At 37.5% G+C, this 20,128-nt stretch carries 11 protein-coding genes and 1 tRNA gene; 4 read left to right on the top strand and 8 right to left on the bottom strand.

Features of this window, described 5'->3' with window-relative positions; translation table 11 throughout:
- Position 1 precedes the first annotated feature (1 nt).
- Complete coding sequence (locus JML65_RS08255; protein WP_202270502.1) at positions 2 to 1,018, top strand: bestrophin family protein; 1,017 nt, start codon at positions 2 to 4, stop codon at positions 1,016 to 1,018.
- A gap of 51 nt (positions 1,019 to 1,069) precedes the next feature.
- Positions 1,070 to 1,804 carry a hypothetical protein gene (locus JML65_RS08250; protein ID WP_202270501.1) on the top strand — a complete coding sequence of 245 codons (735 nt, stop codon included), beginning with the start codon at positions 1,070 to 1,072 and terminating at the stop codon, positions 1,802 to 1,804.
- A gap of 216 nt (positions 1,805 to 2,020) precedes the next feature.
- On the opposite strand, the gene JML65_RS08245 is transcribed toward JML65_RS08250, so the two are convergent.
- Complete coding sequence (locus tag JML65_RS08245; RefSeq protein ID WP_202270500.1) at positions 2,021 to 3,007, bottom strand: terpene synthase family protein; 987 nt, start codon at positions 3,005 to 3,007, stop codon at positions 2,021 to 2,023.
- A 55-nt stretch (positions 3,008 to 3,062) separates the two neighbouring features.
- The gene (locus tag JML65_RS08240; protein ID WP_084084982.1) at positions 3,063 to 4,076 is read right to left on the bottom strand and encodes a terpene synthase family protein; all 1,014 of its coding nucleotides are present in this window, start codon (positions 4,074 to 4,076) and stop codon (positions 3,063 to 3,065) included.
- 446 nt (positions 4,077 to 4,522) lie between these two features.
- Here JML65_RS08240 and JML65_RS08235 point away from each other — a divergent pair.
- Positions 4,523 to 4,595, top strand: a tRNA-Phe gene (locus JML65_RS08235).
- Positions 4,596 to 4,726: 131 nt separating this feature from the next.
- Here JML65_RS08235 and JML65_RS08230 read toward each other — a convergent pair.
- The 3 genes from JML65_RS08230 to JML65_RS08220 are packed head-to-tail and all read right to left on the bottom strand — an operon-like array spanning position 4,727 to position 9,116.
- Entirely contained in the window at positions 4,727 to 6,187 is a 1,461-nt protein-coding gene (locus JML65_RS08230; protein ID WP_202270499.1) for a hypothetical protein, read from the bottom strand.
- Positions 6,188 to 6,189: 2 nt separating this feature from the next.
- Positions 6,190 to 7,743: a hypothetical protein gene (locus JML65_RS08225; RefSeq protein ID WP_202270498.1), complete on the bottom strand. Its 1,554-nt coding sequence runs from the start codon at positions 7,741 to 7,743 to the stop codon at positions 6,190 to 6,192.
- Positions 7,744 to 7,745: 2 nt separating this feature from the next.
- Positions 7,746 to 9,116 (bottom strand): hypothetical protein, encoded by a 1,371-nt coding sequence (locus tag JML65_RS08220; protein ID WP_202270497.1) that lies wholly within the window; start codon positions 9,114 to 9,116, stop codon positions 7,746 to 7,748.
- A 450-nt stretch (positions 9,117 to 9,566) separates the two neighbouring features.
- Here JML65_RS08220 and JML65_RS24105 point away from each other — a divergent pair, with 450 nt between their 5' ends.
- Complete coding sequence (locus tag JML65_RS24105; RefSeq protein ID WP_202270522.1) at positions 9,567 to 9,671, top strand: hypothetical protein; 105 nt, start codon at positions 9,567 to 9,569, stop codon at positions 9,669 to 9,671.
- Between the two features lie 904 nt (positions 9,672 to 10,575).
- Here JML65_RS24105 and JML65_RS08210 read toward each other — a convergent pair.
- The 3 genes from JML65_RS08210 to JML65_RS08200 form a co-directional block, all read right to left on the bottom strand.
- On the bottom strand, positions 10,576 to 12,036 hold the full coding sequence (locus JML65_RS08210) for a hypothetical protein (protein WP_202270496.1): 1,461 nt from the start codon (positions 12,034 to 12,036) through the stop codon (positions 10,576 to 10,578).
- Positions 12,037 to 12,101: 65 nt separating this feature from the next.
- Positions 12,102 to 13,835: a hypothetical protein gene (locus tag JML65_RS08205; protein WP_202270495.1), complete on the bottom strand. Its 1,734-nt coding sequence runs from the start codon at positions 13,833 to 13,835 to the stop codon at positions 12,102 to 12,104.
- 22 nt (positions 13,836 to 13,857) lie between these two features.
- Positions 13,858 to 20,121: a hypothetical protein gene (locus JML65_RS08200; RefSeq protein ID WP_202270494.1), complete on the bottom strand. Its 6,264-nt coding sequence runs from the start codon at positions 20,119 to 20,121 to the stop codon at positions 13,858 to 13,860.
- Positions 20,122 to 20,128 lie beyond the last annotated feature (7 nt).

Here is a 20,128-nt window from a genome sequence, read left to right as displayed (position 1 = left end):
TATGAATACAGGCTCACATTACAAGCTTTATCACTTCATTCCATGGACAAGGAAGAAAATCTATAAAATGCTTATTGTAAGCATTATTCCTACAGCTTTATTTTATTTTCTCGGATGGAAGTGGCTGGCCATTCCATGGGTTCCTGTAGCACTGCTGGGAACTGCTGCAGCATTCATTTCGGGGTTTAAAAACACCCAAACCTACAACCGAAGCTGGGAAGCCCGGCAGATTTATGGTGCAATCATCAATAACAGCCGCAGTTTCGGCATGCTGGTAAAGGATTTTATAAGAGTTGATGATAAAACACAAGAAGTGGCCATACATCAGCAGATTATCTACCGCCATTTTGCCTGGCTTACGGCATTAAGATTTCAGCTCAGAGAAACCAAGAGCTGGGAACATGTAAAAACAAAAAGCTATAACAGAGAATATTTAAAATATTATACAGTTCCGGAATGGGAAAATACTATTGAGGAAGAGCTGAAACCTTTTTTAAATAAAGCTGAGCTGGACTATATCCTTACAACAAAAAACCGGGCGACTCAAATCATTTCTTTACAGTCTACTCATTTGAGAACCTTGAATGAAGAGGGCAAGATTTCAGATTATAATTATACAGCTCTGGAGAATCAGTTTAAAGAATTATATGATCAGCAGGGGAAATGTGAAAGGATCAAAAACTTTCCTTATCCACGGCAATTCTCCAGCATTAATCTGTATTTTACAAATGCTCTGTGTTTGCTATTGCCCCTGGGGTTTATAGGCGAATTTTCAAAAATGGTAGAAAAATTTGGTGAAGGCATCATCTGGTTTACAGTTCCTTTCAGTGTATTGCTGGGCTGGGTATTTTTGGTTCTGGAACAGATTGGCGAAAATACAGAAAACCCATTCGAAGGAAATGCAAATGATATTTCAATTACACAAATCAGCAGGAATATAGAAATTGATTTACGTGAAATGTTTGGAGAAAAAGAACTGCCTCCTGCTATACAGCCTGTTAATAATATTTTAATGTAAAAATCAGGAATATATCGCTGGTAAAATTGAGTACAAAAAAAAAACAAAAATATGAGTATAGAATCTGTAAGAAAATGGTACCCAAAAGCTTTAACATCTATTGATACAGTCAACCGACTATTAGATACCCTTGAAAAGCATTTAGAACTAAAACCTAATCAGCTGATGCATGCCGACAGTATGTGTTGTGATGATGTCAATGCAATACAGTATCCACCTAGGGCTTATGAAATGCTTGGCCCATTTCATCTGGGAGGACTTGATGGTTTCCCTTTTGCCGGCCTTACAGGAATGGGAGCTTTTGCTCATCATGTTCCTGAGGATGGTGCTGTAGTCATTTTTTACGCCCCTCATATTGGGATTACCAAAAGCGGGCAAATTGGAGAAATAAGCAGAATAGGACAACAAAATAATTCTGCCTGCTGTGGAGCAGCAAAAGGAGCATTGGGAAAGTTGGAAGCCGGGCAAATCATTGAGAGCAATATCACTTCACTGGATTTTCAGATGAATACCATTGAGCAGATATTCCTCCACAGCAAAGACAGGATCCTGAATGCAGAGAATCAGATTTTCGAAGCTACCGAAGTGATGTATGAAGCTATAGATGAACGTATCGAGGTATTGGTAAAAGAAACCAGCTATCCCTGCAAGTATGTCATTTTGGTAGGAGGTATTTTTATTAATGGTGATAAAGATATGGGATCATTCTGCCAATATAAAAAGTTTGAATATATCAATCTGGAAACTAAAGAACGGAAAAGCCTTATGAAAGAATATTATGAATAATCCTTTTCAGTAATATCTTTTAACAGATTGTTTAAAGTGCTTATCATTCTGATTCTCATCCAGGATATGAGATGTAAACAATCTGCTATAGCCAGCTTCAATATAAAACCCCTCAAAATTTAATTTTAAGGGGTATATAAAATAATCTCAGTATTTCTTATGGTCTACCTATCAGCATTCACCAACAAGGTCATCCAGATTTTTGGATTTCGGTCGTCATTTGCTGATTTCCGGCCAGGCAAACCCCACCCCTCCATGCCGGTACCTTTCGGTTTCCAGATAAAAGGAATTCACTCCCTGAAGGCCCACTCCTGCATAATAAACGAATTGATCTACATGCTCCTGATACTCTCCAAACTCACGATATTCAGCATGTAAGGCAAGTAATTTTGCCAGTTCTTCATTATGTATCCGAAATGCCTGGTCACAAGCATCCTTTAGCGAAAGATTATATTCCTGCTGGAGTACAAAAACCAGGTTAAAAACCTCAGTTCCCTTTGCCATTTCTTTTGGCAGAGAATGAATGTCATTTTGCCAGGCAACTACCAGAGTCATATGCGATATCATTTTTTGAACAACAATATGCTCAAAAATATGCTCCGGAAGGACAAGACCTGATTCAATTTCACCTAAGATCAGGTATGGACGCATCAGAACGGAATACTCGCGAATGGTTTTAAAAAGAGTAAGTGACGGTGGACGTTGCGCTATTTTATAAGGATACTCCAATTCAATCCCATATCTGAAAGACTGGTAGAAATAATAAATAAAACGTTCAACCCACAGATCAGGCATTAGCGCACGGAACTCATCCCTTATGAGCGCCATATGCTGATAAAGTGCGTTTTCATCTGCTCTTGGCTGATCCCCCTTAAGGATATCAACACAACGAATCCGTAACTGCTGAATCTCTTCCAGAGAAGAATTTTCCACCTGATCGTCAAGAGCCACATACTGAAGCATAAATCTGTTGCATGGGATGGTCTGCTCATAGGTTAGATCAGGCCACATACGTGCAGTACACATATGCAGTCTCATTTTTTTGTATGTTTCACGCTGTTTTTCTGTCAGGAAAGTATAGTCATTATCAATCCATTCATCCATATCTTTCCCCATCTGTTCTGCATGTGGATTGATAAGGTCCGGCCATGGATAATGGCCACGTGGCAAGTAATCTTTTGAATGATATTCTTCGGGTTTCATCTTGTTTTAGTTTTTGTATGATATAGTAATGGTTAAGTTTATTCCTCGTTCTTATTTATATTTTGTTCAGTTTTTCCCGGAGTTCAGCAGCATCAGGAAACTCCATGCTATTGTAGCGATCCAGTTTGGTAGAAATATTTTTCCAACCGCTGAGCACCATACTCATATAATGCACCCAGTTGACCACAGCTTCCTGCCATACCCCAAAATCAGGAAGAGAAGCTTGTAGTTCTAAAAATTCTTTCAGGTCCTTATTATGCAGGCGCAAATCTTCAAGACATGCTTCTTTCAAAGACATTTGGTGTTCGTTCTGGATTACTTTTACAATATTGTAATAAATACTGCCTGTTGCTTCATCTTTTATTACGGACTGTACTTCATTGAAAAAAGTAACCAAATGACAGGCTAAGGCCTGCAAGCGTTGGATCACCGGATGATTGTGGATCTCCGGAGGAAGAGTGACACCTGTTTCTACTTCTGTAAGCTGAAGAAACGGATATAAGCATATGGAATTTTCACGCAATGCAATGCATTCTGACACGCTAGGATACGTTTTATTTTTCTTGTATTTCAACTCAGTTTCTAAGCCTATAAAATATCTACTGATCATTTGTGTGAAACGGAAGATTGATTCCTCCGGAATAAACTGCAGCAGTTCCAATCTTAGAGAAGCCAGCATCTTTCCTAAAGGAATTCCTGAATCTTCACCACTTACTTCTCCTTTTAATACTGCTATTGACTGTGCATGGACATATCCAATATCTTCAGGTTCACTTTCTTCGTACAAATCATCATTATAAAGTGTCCAAAGCATCAATCTGCAGATAGGCTTGAATCGTTCTGGGGTTGCGGTGGGAAACCACTGAGCAGCAATATGTGCTGTCTTGGTCTTCTTGTACTTTTTGCGAAGATCAGGATTCTGCTCATAAAGCCAGAGGTATTCACCATCAATCCATTGACTTTCGGTAATTTCCTGCAGCTGTTCTGCATAGGGATTTTTTAACGTTGGGAACGGGTACCTGAACTGTTTATGGAGCAGCTCAAGTGTACTAAATTTTTCAGTATTCATGATTATGGTTTTAGTATTAACTTACTGATTACTAATATAAAAATATTACAAATACAAATTTAATTTATTTCACAATATTTTGATATTTAGCATTAAATATTCTAAATATTGCAATATTTAACCCCAATAAAACCACCATAAACAGATTATATAGAATATAATAAAACAATTGTTTGAAGTAATATTTACTCTTGAAATAATTACTGTTTTTAGGGCTTCACACCAAAGAATCTCACTAAATATTTTCCCGATTAGCTATCCTCAGCCTGTAATTAATAAGTTTCTTAGAAAAAAATAAATCAACTGTGCCTCAACTCATTAAAAAAAAGATCTCCTCATAAATATCTTTTTTTGAAAAAATAACCTAAAAAACTTGCACGGTATTACAAAATATTATACTTTTGCATCACTTTAAAACAACGAAGTAAGTCAAACAAAAATATAATGGTTTCTTAGCTCAGTTGGTAGAGCAATGGATTGAAAATCCATGTGTCCCTGGTTCGATTCCTGGAGAAACCACTTTAAAACCTCTGATTAGTCAGAGGTTTTTTTGCATTTATGATAAGCAATCCTGATAAACTATAAACTCCCTCAAATTAATTTGAGGGAGTTCTTATTTTAAATACTGTTAAACATTACATTGAATAGTACTATTTTTTAATAATAGCTTTCAGATCTTCTATTTCTTTATTCTGAGAAATGACATAAAGAGTCAGCTCTTCAATCTTCTGAAGTAATTTCATCTGGAAATCTCCTAAATTGACACCATCTTTCATGATAGCCTCTCCTGAAGGAATTTCCGGAAGGTGTTTATTCTCTCTTACAAAAGATTCCAGTTCACTAATGGTTGGCATTTGATAGTCTGGTCTGATAGAAGATTCACCATCAAAATATTTTTGAAACACATAATCTGCCGGAACATTCATATCCACAATAACATCTTCAGCATGGATCTTTCCTTTTACAGTAAGTTTCTGATCCGGATTGTTGGTTCCTATTCCTACATTTCCTGCATCTCTGTTTAAAATAAGATTGTTACCAATCGGATTAATATGCAACGGCATTCCTGCATGCCCCTGTATCCAGGTATGATTTTCGCTGCAACCCAATCTTAAATTAGCCTGGTTTACATCTCCTATTATCAATGTCCCTTCCTGATCCGCAGTATGCATTGGTGAAACAATATTCATTCTTGCTTGCGGCGTTGAAGTTCCCACACCAATATTTCCGTTAGGCATTACGCTTAATCTTGTTTGCCCGTTGGTTACCATATTAACAGCACCATGAACACCACCATCAATATTATTAACAATATTGAAATCACCATACGAGCCATATCTGAAATTAGTTCCTGTAAAAAAGGAGTTCAGTTCAAGATCGGCAGTGGAATGATACTTCAATTGTACGATATTACTTCCCCCAGCAGCTTCACTTCTGTCAAACAGCCCGCCTACAACATTGGAATGTCCCCGATCTTTTGGTGCCTTTACATGAAGGCTTGTTTCCGGTAATGTGGTACCCACTCCCAGGTTATCATTATAATGGATATAATGTACCCTCTGCCCTACAAGAGGATGGGTATAGACATCTGAGATTTTTACCTCACTAAAATCCTGTGTATTAAACGGGCAATGATAAGTAATTCTGACATCATATATATTCCCTGTATCATTAGTGTGATAAATAATTATCTTATATTGATTAGTATTAGCATCCCAAACCAGATCCCCAATATAAATATGATTAAGAATAGGTCCTGCTGCTTCCACAATTCTTGACGTTGGCGTATACCACACTGAATTATCAGGATTGAATCCCACCTGAAACAGTTTTTTTATATTACCGACAGTATTTGTATACATCCATGTTCCCACAATTTCTACTTCAATCGACCCTGACATTCCCCTATTTCCAAGCAGGATGTCAACAGCCTGATCAGATACCTGATGAGGAAAGTCAATACTTAGTCCTTTTTTAATGTAATTCTTAGGAAATAGCTGTGGATCTTCCAGATTGGCCAAACTATCCATTACGTCACCAAACTGTGCCTCTGTGGGTCTTTTCCCTGCTTTAAAATATTCTTTTAATTCTGTACTTGTTTTTTTTGCCATGATTAATTTAGTTTTGAATCCATCTCCTTCTTCAGAGAGATGATATAAAGTGTCAACTCTTCAATTTTCTGAAGTAATTTCATCTGGAAATCTCCTAAGGTAACACCATCTCTTGTTATTTCTTCTCCGGAAGGAATTTCCGGAAGGTGTTTATTTTCTTTTACAAAAGACTCCAGTTCACTGATGGTCGGCATTTGATAATCCGGTCTGATAGAAGATTGTCCGTCAAAATATTTTTGAAAAACATAATCAGCAGGAACATTGGTATCAACGATAACATCTTCAGCATGGATTTTTCCTTTTACAGCAAGCTTCTGATCAGGATTCTTTGTTCCTATTCCGACATTTCCATTAGGAGTGATTCTCATCGATTCGTTCATAACAACAGGTGAATTGATAGCGCTTTGTGCACTGGCACTTCCCAGGAACTTTATTCCTTCATTTCCCAGAGTAACCGCGTTTTTATAATTGGAAAAACTTCCGTTGCTTGATACCCATCCATAAGCTGTGGTAGATGATGCTTTTGCCCCGTAACTCATATAGGTTTCTGCCCCGCTTCTTAAAGAACCCCAGTTATTAAAAGATCCATTTTCATATCGTACGGCAAAAGCATTAACCCCTTCTGTTGCAGATCTGCTTCCTGCCAGTACTTCCCCCACTACATCTAGTTTTGTTGCGGGAGCTTCGGTTCCGATTCCTACATTTCCCCTAAGGAAAGTACGATCATCTCCCACGAAAAACTTAGCGATACTTCCACCATATTTTCCTATAAAATAATGATCAATCTGGTTATTGGTCCCCAACGCTCCGAAACCACCCAGATGCTGTGTATTATCAGGTGAGACAAAGTTATATCCTCTGGCCCACTGGGTAGTGTACCCAACAATTCCCACACCGCTTACTACATTAGACCCTGCATTCAACAAAATCCGTCCCTGAACATCTAAGGGAGCAAGTGGTTTCTTGGTACCTATTCCTACACTATCATTATAATTGACATAATGCTTATTCTGGCCGGTAAGGACGTTGGTATAAATATCAGACAATACTGCCTTATCAACTACAGCAGTTGAATTACAATGCTGTATCAATCTGATTGCATATACATTTCCAGACTGACGTGTATGATACAGCGTCAGTTTATATTGTGCAATAGTACTATCCCATACGATATCACTAAGATAAATATGATCTGTGATAGGTCCCGAAGCCTCTATAATTCTCGATAAAGGCTGATACCAGATACCTCCATTAGGATTAGCTCCTATGATAATTTGCTTTTTGATAACCCCTACAGTATTTTCGCTGTTCCAGGCACCTACAACATGTATTTCTATATTTCCATTAATGATAGTTCCCAGCAAGATGTCTACCGCCAAGTTACTTTCCAGATTGGGAAACTTAACAGATAAGTCTTTATGCTTAAAACTATTAGGAAATACGCTAGGGTCATCCAAATGTGCATAACTATCCAAAAGATCCCCAAACTGGTTCTCCGTAGGTCTTTTCCCTGCTTTAAAATATTCTTTTAATTGTGTAATTGTTCTTTTTGCCATGATTAATTAGGTTTTAAATCAATCTCTTTTTTCAAAGAGATGATATACAATGTTAGTTCTTCAATTTTCTGAAGTAGTTTAATTTGAAAATCTCCAACTGACAATCCACTGTCTGTCATTTCTTTAGCAGAAGGAATTTCCGGAAGGTGGCTTTTTTCAGAAATAAATTTTTCAAGATCGCCAATCTCTCTTAAGTTATAGTCTGATGCGAAAACATGATCTGCTGTAGGCGTAGCCGATACTACAAAATCTTTAGCTTCCACCTTGCCCTGAAAAGCTGCATTACCATTTCTATTAATAACAAGCTGCCTTCCTTCATTATATGATCCAGTTGATATAACAAACGTATCTGCATGTGCATTTCCAAAGAACCAATTGTTGGTACCATCCGATAATCTTGTTTGGATTCCTTGAATATACCCACCAAAATTTTCGCTTCTATCTAAATAAATAGTTGGTGAATAATCAAAAATTCTTTGGCTTCTGGATGTTACTTCACCGTACGTGTTAATATTTCCACCAAATGAACTTTGCTTATTTTCAGGATTAAATGTAACAACCCTGTTTTCGTACTGTCCTATATAATATTCGTTAATCTTATTCTGTACTCCCACAGCTCCAAAACCTCCTGTATTTTGAGTTCCATCGGATGAAACAAAATTATATCCTCTTGCCCACATGGTCTCATACCCTCTGATGGCAACTCCGCCTACAGCAGGAGAATCGATATCAAATAATATCCTTCCCTGAACATCCAGCGGAGCACCAGGATTTTTTGTTTTTATCCCTACATTCTCATTATAATGTACATAATGTTTCCGCTGTCCTGTAAGCGGATTTGTATAAATATCTGAAAGTATAGCTTTGTCGACAACCGCATTCGTTGTTGAATGATGAACCATCCTTACTGCATAGTCATTTCCCCGGGAGCTGGTATGATAAATTGTAATTTTATATTGTTTAATGACATCATCCCAAATAATATCACTGAGGTAAATATTATCTACAATTTCTCCTGAAGCCTCAATGATTCTTGATACAGGAGGTCTCCAGATATAATTATCATTAAAAGCTCCAATAACAATCTGTTTTTTTATCGTCCCTACACTATTCTGAAAATTGAAAAACCCAGCCACTTCAATTTCAATCCATCCATGAATGATCACATTTCCTAACAGTATGTCTATTGCCTGATCTGCCTGCTGCTCAGGAAAGACAAATCTCAGATTACTTTTTTCTTTATAATGAGGTGAAAATACATTGGCGTCATCCAAATGGGCAAAACTGTCTAAAACATCCCCAAATTGACTTTCGGTGGGTCTTTTCCCTGCTTTGAAATATTCTTTTAACTCCGGTATATCTTTTTTTGCCATGATTAATTTGATTTTAAAACATCAATCTCTTTTTTCATCGAGATCATGTATAGGGTTAATTCTTCAATTTTCTGAAGTAATTTGATTTGAAAATCTCCTACTGACAATCCACTGTCTGTCATTTCTTTAGCAGAAGGAATTTCCGGAAGGTGGCTTTTTTCAGAAATAAATTTTTCAAGTTCTCCGATCTCTCTTAAGTTATAGTCTGATGCGAAAACATGATCTGCTGTAGGCGTAGCCGACACTACAAAATCTTTAGCTTCTACCTTGCCCTGGACAGCAACATTACCGCTTTCTTTCCAGGTCAAAACATTGAATTCATTATCATCTTTCTTAATTCCTAAAGCACCTCCTGTCCAACCATAAAGAAAAGGGCCATCCAGCAAAGAGTTGTCACTGTTATACCTTTTATATTTCAAACCGTGAGATGAAGCATGTCCGGCTAATTGGATAGGAAATCCAGCTGCAATATTGACCCCTCCTACAACATCTAATTTAGCCAGAGGATTCACTGTACCAATTCCTACATTTCCATTAGGTCTTACGGTCATTTGAACATTTTGGCTTGTCACAAGATTGATAGACCCAAAATTTGGGTCATAAGAATTATCATTTTCTATATTAAAGTCAAAATAATCCCCATATCTTCTTCCTAAGCCTGAGAATCCAGAATTTAATTCCAGATTGGCTTTGCTATGGTAAGAAAGGCTCACAATATTACTTCCTCCGGTAGCACCGTTTGCAGTAAATTTAGCAATCGTCGAATTTTGATTCAACGAGTTTTCATGCACTACATTCAGCTTTGTCTCAGGATTTGCTGTTCCTATTCCAACATTTCCCTGTGCATTTACTTTCAGTCCTATTTTTGCTGTTTCTGCAGAATTCAGATTTCCCACCCAGACGTTCCACTCATTGGTCATGGGCTGAAGAGGAACAGCGGCAAGACTATTACCTCTGTTATCTATTTTTGTCCACACTTCATTTTTATTAACAGATCTTACTTTAATAAATACTTTTAATTTCTGATCCGTAGCTCCATAGGTACGCAATGCTCTCAGACGGAACCTGCAAATGCCACCATTGATATCGACGGTAAGATTATTATTTTCAGCACCGTCTACATAATTATTTTTATTAACCGTACCACTTTCTCTCCATATATCCGGATTTGCGTGAGAAACCGCAGTAATATGAGTCGCGGCACTGGCTGTATTATTTCGGGTGTATGCAATAGAAACTTCAAAAAAACCAGCTGCCCGGGCACTCGCCGGCTCAAACTGTAAAAACTCTATATAGTCTCCTACTTTATAATTGGCAGGAAATTCAACGGAAGTGGAATATTCTGATGATTCATCTGCATGTACATAACTGTCAATAAAATCTTCAAACTGGCTTTCAGTCGGTCTCTTTCCAGCTTTGAAATATTCTTTTAATTCTTGTTTATTTTTTTTTGCCATGATTATTTTGATTTTAACCTATCAATCTCTTTGTCCAGAGAAATAATATAGAGGGACATTTCTTCAATTTTCTGAAGCAGTTTGATCTGGAAATCTCCCACGGAAAGCCCATCAGCTGTCATCTCTTTAGCTGAAGGAATTTCAGGAAGATGATTATTTTCAGTAATAAATTTTCCAAGGTCTTTTATTCCCCTTAAATGATAATCTGAAGCAAACACATGATCTGCTGTAGGTGTTGCTGTGATGACCACATCTTTTGCTTCGATTTTACCATATAATGCCATATTACCGGCATCTGACAAGAATAATTTCGGACCATATGTTCCATCTGCAGAATAGCTCCAGAACTGAAGGCCATTCCCATAACCTCCTGTCATATTATAGAGTGCCCATCTGTTGGCTGTACCCGGAGCTGTTTTACTATGATTCTCTAAAAAAAGAGCTCCTCCCTCATTGCTGTTTATCTGAGATAGTATAGTTCCATGTACATCAAGCTTTTGTTGTGGGCTTTCTGTACCAATTCCTACATTTCCGTTTGGAACTATTCTCATAAGCTCTGACATTGCCACCGGTGAGTCCTGGGGTACTTGCAGATAATTAGAAGATAAAAATTTAATCCCTTCGTTACCAAGGGTTACAGCAGTCTTACATCCAGCGAAAGTACCATCACCTGAGACCCAACCATAAGCAGTCTGATTATCAGCTTTAGCACCATAGCTCATATAGGTTTCTGCACCACTTCTTAATGAGCCCCAGTTATTTACTGAGCCATTTTCATATCGTATAGCAAATGCATTGATTCCTTGTGTACCATCACCTTGGCCTGCAAAAACGGTTCCCCGTACATCTAATTTGGCCTTAGGATTATCTGTTCCTATACCTATATTTTCATTATAATGTACCGAGTGTTTCTTTTGTCCGATAAGTGGTTTATGATACACATCAGAAAGTCTCGCCTGGTCTACAAATGCTTTATCATAAGAAAACTGTGTGATTCTTATAGCATATGGATTCAGTCGGTTACTTGTATGGTAAATAGTTAGTTTATATTCATTTCTTGCTGAATCCCATACAATATCTCCAATGTAAATATTATATAAAATAGTTCCTTCCGCTTCTACAATTCTGGAAGTAGTGGGATACCAAAGATTTCCATCAGGATTAAGCCCGATCTCAAATTGTTTTTTTATAATACCAACACTTGTCTGATATGCAAATGTACCTGCAACTTCAATTACTAAACTTCCGTTCAGATAGTTATTTCCCAGAAGGACATCTATTGCCATATCGGCTTGTTGATCAGGAAATTCGAAATATAAATCTTTATGTTTATAGTTATCCGGGAAAATAGTTTTATCCTCTAAATTGGCATAGCTATCTATAAGATCACTAAACTGGCTTTCTGTAGGCCTTTTTCCAGCCTTAAAATATTCTTTTAAAGCCGTAATTACTTTTTTTGCCATAATTTGTTGTTTTTTGATGATTATTCTTTCCTTTTATTGGCGTAACAGGAAAGGTTTTAATTTATTTAAGCCAAAACTTCTACAGCAAACTGTCCAAGATTAATTACTTTTACATTCCCTGTGATATAGATGTTCATGTATTTCATTGGCTCTATTACAACCGCTGAACTTCCTTTTATCTGAAGTTTAATCAAAGAAGAAGTGGATAGATTGATAATTTTAATTTCCTGTTGAGAATATACTTCCGTTATATTACAAATCATATCGGACGGCTGATTACCTGTAACAGTAATGAACTCTGTTTCATCGTTTAGCTCCAGATAAAATGCTGAATCAATTTCATACTCTTTCTTAATAGGTATACTCGTTTCCCTGACCGGTGCTGAGGATATTTCAGCTGATGACATTTTAGCTTTGGATGCCGAAGCTAGCTGGGTAATCACCCAATCTCTTGATGCAAGTTGTCTCCATGCTCCTTTACCATCACCGGATTGAAACCACAGATTATCTGAGTTATCCCTGGCTCCAAGTAATCTCGTTGAAACAGCTGTATTACCAAAAGAGATCAATCCACCTGCCTGTGTGTAAGGTAAATTGGGAGATCCCGAGCTCACTGCTGCAACATACGTTCCTACCGGTACTGCTAACATATCGTTTTGATAAGGTAACGCACTAACCGGAGTAGCATGATTTATGGGCATATATTTTCCTGCGTGATTTCCCCAGCCATAAGCTGCATTCCATTGGTCAGAACTTCCATTATTTAAAGTACTGATCACTCCTGTGCCTGATATCTTTACCAATTCAATAAGTGATACTGCTGAACCATTTGTTGTACTGTTATTCGCTCTGTTAAATGAAAAACCTTTATGATTATTAACTGTGAAAGCCCAGGAATTCAAAGAGGCTCTTGGCTGAATAAAATCTGTTCCGTTAAACTGAAGATTATGTGCCATCCATATACCATAACCAGGGGTATTAACTCCTGAAACATTGGTATGAAAAACAGATGATCCTGTGGTTGTTTGAGATCCAAAAAGTACGTTATAATTATCTACATATTGAGTTCCGTTCGCATTAACGATAACTTGATTGGTGGTAACCGTATCTCCTGCAGGTCTTAAAAATATTCCACTTGTTCCACTATTGGATCCTGCCGATAATATGGTGTTAGCACTGTCTGCTCTTAGTTTATTAACATTTAGATGCTGAACCTGCAACGAACCCTGATAGGTATTCAGGCCACCGGCAAAGGTTACATCTCCTCTTACATACGCATTTCCTATTACATCTAATGCATATCCGGTAGTTGGAATTACGGCAGCACTTCCTCCTATGGCGACTCTCTGATCCGGAGTCCATCTGATGGCATTTTTCCCATTATAGGCAATTCCACCAATAAATCCCCAATTCATCGTTACCGATCCAGTATTGGTTACCGCTCCATAATATCCAAAACTGTCAACATCTCCATTAGAACCTGTCAGTTTTGTAAAATATCTGGAAAAATTACTATTAACCGATACATCTGATAAATCCCTGGAAATCCACGTTGTACTTGTATTCCCTAAACTTAAGACTCCTGACATTTTTCCTCCCGATAGCGGCAAATAAGCATTAGGATTAAAAGCATCCATATGCACATAGCTATCAATCAAATCACTAAACTGGCTTTCTGTTGGTCTTTTTCCTGCTCTAAAATATTCTTTTAAAGCAGCTATTGTTTTTTTTGCCATAATTTGTTGTTTGTTGATGATCAGTTCCTCCTCACCGAATAGGAAAGGAGGAACTTTTTTCATCTTATTAATACATAGGATTTAGTTAGGGTCTTACAATGAATGTTCCCTGTAAGATCATTCCGTCTGTTCCGTCATGTGAAATACCTCCGATATCCGTCCAGGTTTCTTCTTTATAGATCGTAAGGATTTTTTCTTCGGTACTGAACATATTGGAAGTATTCTGAGATACCATTTTGAAATGATGGTAAAGTACTCTTCCTTCTGCATCCTTAATTTTCATAGGGTCCAGTCCTAATTTTTCAACAGGAAGGAAAAACTCGTTTCCTGTCATATCAAATGCTTCCTTAAAGAACCATTCTTCTTTATTAGTTGCCGGATTATTACCGTACAGATACAATTTTGCTTTTGAAGTATCTTTTTCATCTGTATCTATTCTGGCCATTTCTTTCCAGTTCCCCTGAGGGCTCATTTTATAAAGGTGATATTTCCCTTTATAGCAAACCTGATCCCAGGACAGAATCACCCAATTGATCACATCAGAGTCTACCGGCTCGGAATGATATCTCAATACTGGTGCTGGAGGGTTATAATTTTCTACCAGCATCGTTACCGTAGTTTTTGAAGGTAACGACGGAGCCTGTTCCTGTACATTTTTAGTCGCCGGAGGTGAAACAGCATAATTTGTGGTTGTGTACTCTACTTTTCTTGAAGCAACGACACGATAGAAAAGAGGATCACCATAAGGTTTTTCATCCAGATCTTCAAATTCATCATACACTGTCCATGATCCGTTTACAGGATTCACTTCTACATCAGTAATCTTCACTGTCTTAATGTGTTTCATACTTAATATTGAATCTGCATCCAGTTTATTGGTTGCCCTGTACACCGAAATCTCATTGATCTTGTGTACATCTGTATAAGAATTGACCTCAATTCTTACTTTGGCAGAGATTCCTAATGTTGCATTGTCTACAACCGGCAATAAGCTTAAGATCTTTGGTGGTTCAGCAGGGTTGGTATTCACCAGTTTAATGGGTCCCTGGAATTTACTGAATTCGCTCATCTGCATCTGATTTCCTAATTCTCTTACTCCATAGAAGTAGAAGTTATCCGAGGCCCCGTCAAGGGTAAAATCGGTAAACAATGTCGAATGTTCAGGAGTTTCGCTATATATTGCTGCCATTGGAGCCATATCAAAATCCGGGTCAGTGATAGGTAATAAGTACCCTGAAGCATCCCTGATATTTTGTTTTTTATTTTTAGGTCTGTGCCCTGAGAGGTTAGTGAAATCAAACTTTTCAATCTGCTGATAGATAATCGGAACTTCTGTAAGTGGCAGGAAGCAATTGGTAATCGCTTCTTTGATAAAATGTCCTAATCGTAATGAACCAGCCTGATTCGGAACCGCGTCAATTACAGTATAGCTAATCGGATACTCTCCTCTTTTCCACTTTAATAGATCCAATGGTTGAGAATATCCACTTTGTCCCGCCATCAGACTAAAATGTTCATTATGCTCTTCAATAAAATAATTAATAGCATCAAAGAAAATCTTACTATCGGGGATAGGCATTCTAAACTTTGCTAGTCCTTTTGGTGGAAACTGTGTATAATATTGACTCGATGTAGCTGTCAAGAAATCAAAATCTACAAAGTTCATCCATCTGTCATTAAAAAATAATTCTTCTGTCCCCCCAACATAATCAAGACCTATTTTTATTTTCTCAATCGTTTTTGGTTCATATAGAGCAGCCAATAAAACGGTATTATTCGCTCTGAAAAACTGTACGGAATACGGTTTATGATTATATTTGGTAATAAAGCTATAGGTAGACTTTCCAAATTTATCCGGTCTTGTTGCATATTTAGATCCTGTAGGCCTTTGTGGTTGGTCAGGTTCTACAATTCTATTGGCAAACATCACAGCTGGAACACTAAATTTAGATTTATACTGAACTCCCTGCATATCCACATTGTCATAATCTACACTCTTAAATCCAAAGATCGAATATCTTACATCTACACCTTCTGGTGGTAATACAGCTTCTTCTATTAAGTTATTGGCTGGATTTTTATACAGATAAATTCTGTACGAAGGGTAATAATTCACAGAGATATTTTTTCCCATAAATGGATCGGTAAGACGCGGAGCTGGCGGTGGCGGTGGCGGCGTCGGCAATGAGCTTATATCATTGGGATCATAAGTAAATATTGGTAAATGGGTATTATCATCTTCAAAAATTCTGAAATTTTCATCATAAACATAAAGTACAAGATCCTGATTTTTTCCAATGTTTTCGGTTTTTACCACTTTAAAAATTGATCTCGATTCTTTAGGCAAACCACCATTGTAATTTTCTCTGGTGAATAGCCTAACAATACCATTCATCCATTCTACAGAATCAGCATTATCTAAAAACTGCGTATGCTCTGCCATTTGGAATCCTGGAAATGTTATTTTATAGACTCCTCTATGAACCTTACAGCCATAAGCCGGGTTATCAATAACCTCATTTTTTTTATTTTGATATTTATCCAAGAGTTCATAATGCAATTCTATGTTGGCCGCTTTCCAGAACCCCCTGCTTTTTTCAAGGAATCTCTGAACAGATCCGTCCGATTGCTGTGTATGAATAATCTCTCTGTGAATTCCCCAATCATTGGTTCCAATCTTCACTTTCAATGAGTTCGGATTTTTCACTCCCCAGGTTGATGTATTCTGCATATTCTCCGTAGCACTGAACAATCCTTCAGTCCCGGGACTGAATGTAGGCAGTACCAGACTGCTCTGGTCAATTACCGGTGACGTTCCTGAAATAATAGCCGCACTTGGTGCTTTTTTGAACACGGTAAATTTCAATCCCGAGGGCTCCACTTCGATCCCGTTAATGATATAATTTACAGAATCCAATAAGAAAATTCCTCCGATAAAATCATTAATGGTAGTTCCTGCCGGAATTTCTGATTTTAAAATATGGGTTGGAATGGAAGGCTGAGCAGGTGTGGCTGATCCTGAAGGAATAGTTCCTCCTGAACTTGGAAGAGTATAATCTGCTGTTCTGATATCCGCCAGAAGCTGGTTAACAGGATGGTGCGCTATGTTTATTACTTTTGCAGAAATTTCCTTCATGGTATAATTTCTGTAGAAGATCTCCACTTCATCTGCCATTACTTCTTTATCATCCGGGAAAATCGTATTCGGATCCAGATAATAATCATCTGGCAATGTAGAGTCAAATGAAATAGGATATACGATTTCATCCTGATAAATATGATGATCAAAACCAAGTCTTACCAATGTCTTATCTGTACCTGCAATCACGTTTCTGCGGTCCTGCTCTCCCTGAGAAGTTAAAGTTACAGGATATTCTTTCTGAATAAGAAAAGCTGTAGTGGCTGTAGGAGGTAATAACCTGTTGTTAGGTTTAATCTTCGTATCAATTGACAGTTCTTCTCCACCAATCTGTGCTCTTGAGAACCAGTTGATCCCATATCCTTTATAAAAATAGGTTCCGCTCTTATCCTGCTTATGCATATACAGTGGTGCATAGGTATCCGGAATCTGAAGAGGTAATGTTTCCCAAGAATTAGCTGCATTCGCTGAGTTATCTACATTCAGATATTTGGTGTCGTGGCACAACTCCGGTTTAATCCAGATATAATCATCTGTTTTACCAGGTTCTACGACGCGATACTCCAAACCTCCGTATACAGGAAATGTGAATGAAGATGCATCAAATTTTTCATACAACCCCATAAATGCAGGGTTTACTTCGAGTTCAGGAACCTGTTGATTATAAATACTGATATAACGGTATTTTCCATTATGAGAATAACCTTCTGCATCGTATAAACCTGCAGACTGTGGATTACCAGAGTCCATTCCCTTATTCAGTTTCATCAGCTTTACCGGCAATGAAAGCCTTTCGATTTCAGTAGAAACAGGAAGAGACATTGAAAGTAACTGATACGTTTTATCATCCGAATTGATATCCAGGTCTTTATTGGTATAATATTCTGTGATATAAATATATTCGTTTCCGAAAACTTCATCCTTGATATCAAGATATCCTAATCCCAGCATTCTTGCCACATGATAATCCAGAGCGGCAATATTTAAAATATCCAGATTGGAAACCTGCATATCCCCTTCCTGAGGAAGATTCGTACTAATATCAACCACCTGTTGTGAACCGGTAGGCGAAAGATTAATTGAAATCGTTTCATTCCCTTTTGGATTCGGCTGATCATTACTCAGCTCTACATATCTCTTAACTACCGTCTGAATATCTCTGTCTAAAGGCCCAATAGATGGATGTTCCCATTTTTTATGATAATTTTCAACATTGACATGAGCTTCATCATTGTATCTCAACCAAGCTCCATGAACAGGATTCTCCTTAGGTAAAGGATCTAACCTCTCCAAAGCCAAGTCTCTCTCATCGGTAAGAGCAAACTCTCCCATCAATTTCCATGCATTTGCCTGGTTTCTGCTGATAATAAAATCTGAATAGAATTCGAATTTAACCCCTGCAACCATACATTTATCTGCTCTAAAACGCAATGTTTTCCCGTTCTCAGCATTAAAATATGTTTCTGAAACTTCATTACCGTAACGGTATGATCTGTAAGCAAGTTGCTGTTGGGTAAAGTTATTAGGTTCTGCAAGAGAAAGAGCTTCAAATTCCACAATTGAATCTGACTGTTGATCAACCACATCCAGTTCTGCAGCAAAGAAGATATCTGTCTTACAAAGAACTTCCACAATCTCATTACCATATAGCTGCATGAATTTAAGTGGATCAACCATCGGATTGACAGACTGTCTTACCTGTGCGTATTTTGTTTTATTTTTGAAATAGACATAAAAAATTCTATTGTCATTATTAAACTTATACATCCACATCTTCTTACTTTCATCAATAAGCTGAGGAGCCTGTTTAAAGTCTAGGGTAAAAATTTCCTTTGTATAAAGGGTTCTGTATACTTTTACAAAGTCATCAGGTTTGTTGAAATTATTTTTAGTAGATGCCAGTTTCCCTTTAGGAAGGTGATTTTCTCCTAATTTTCCTCCGAATCCCCATCTCAGGTGAATTCCTTTTGTACTGTCGTCTCCTTTGGATCCGGCAGCCTGAAGATATAAATTAGGGGTTTGCAATCCTGAAAATTCATTGAAAGTAACTGTCGTTCCATCACCTCCATCTGAACCACACGCATTTGTATTGGTATAAGGTTTATCGGTAATATTAAAATTGATATCCTCTTCCTTAACATTTACTGTGGAATAACCATAAGGGGCCTTTTCTGTCTGAAGATCTTTTTTTGACAATTGGAAATTACTGATCGGCGAAGTGTTACAAGTATTAATTGTATTGGCAACAAGCCCTGTATAATAAGAGTTATACAAACCTCTAACTGTTACCTCATTACCTACAATCTGATCAATCACAAATTCTTTACCTTCTGATTTTTTCACCCATTGAGGAATATAATCATAAGAAGAGAAACAAAACTTCTGACCAGCACCTGTACGGGCATAGAAAAAGTCTTTTCCATAGGTAAATGTTACCAGTTGACCTTCCCAGGCTTCATATAAAAATACTTTTTTATCAGCTCCCAACAAAACAGGAGTTGTATTTAACTTACCGGACATATGCAGCTGATATCCGCCTTGAGTAAGGCGGCAATGCACTCCATTCAGAACAATAGGAGTTCCACCGGCTGATACATAATCAGCAGTGAGTACCGGTGCACTAACCTGCCCATATAATGATACTCCACGTTTTACTCCATTAAGGGTTTCATTGGCGCTTATATGAACTATTTCACTGTAGGTACTGATTCCGGTAACTTCCAGGGTTGCCCCTGGAGTACCGTTATTAATAATATCTGTTCTTGACTCTATTTTTCCGTCCCAGCCTAACAGAAGAGTTCCGCTGGTCTTTGTGTTTACATTATAAAAAGTAAGATAAACCATTGAATCGATAAATATATCAGCATAAATGCGTTTTTCATCGGTTTCAATCGATGGAAAACTTTTACACCATAGTATTTCTCCATTTCCTTTGATTCTCATCACAACAGGAGTTTTATAGGAGGTCATTCCCAAAACCGCAAACTCACCGTTTGTAAATGGCATTACCTTGATAAATTTGGTATCTCCTCCCAGAAGAGAAGTAAACACTTTATTCCATTTCAGGCTACCGCTTTCATCCAGAACTGTAATCAATCCTGATGTGTCCATCGCTCCCACCTGCATTACATTTCCCTGGTTTTTCGTAGAAGAATTGATTCCTGAATTGGCACTGGAATTGAAATAATTATGATATTTAAAAAAACTCATTTTAGAT

Source organism: Chryseobacterium sp. KMC2, assembly GCF_016756935.1.
Lineage (GTDB): Bacteria > Bacteroidota > Bacteroidia > Flavobacteriales > Weeksellaceae > Chryseobacterium > Chryseobacterium rhizosphaerae.
Note: the sequence above shows the minus strand (reverse complement) of the source record. Positions and strands in the feature narration are given on the sequence as shown.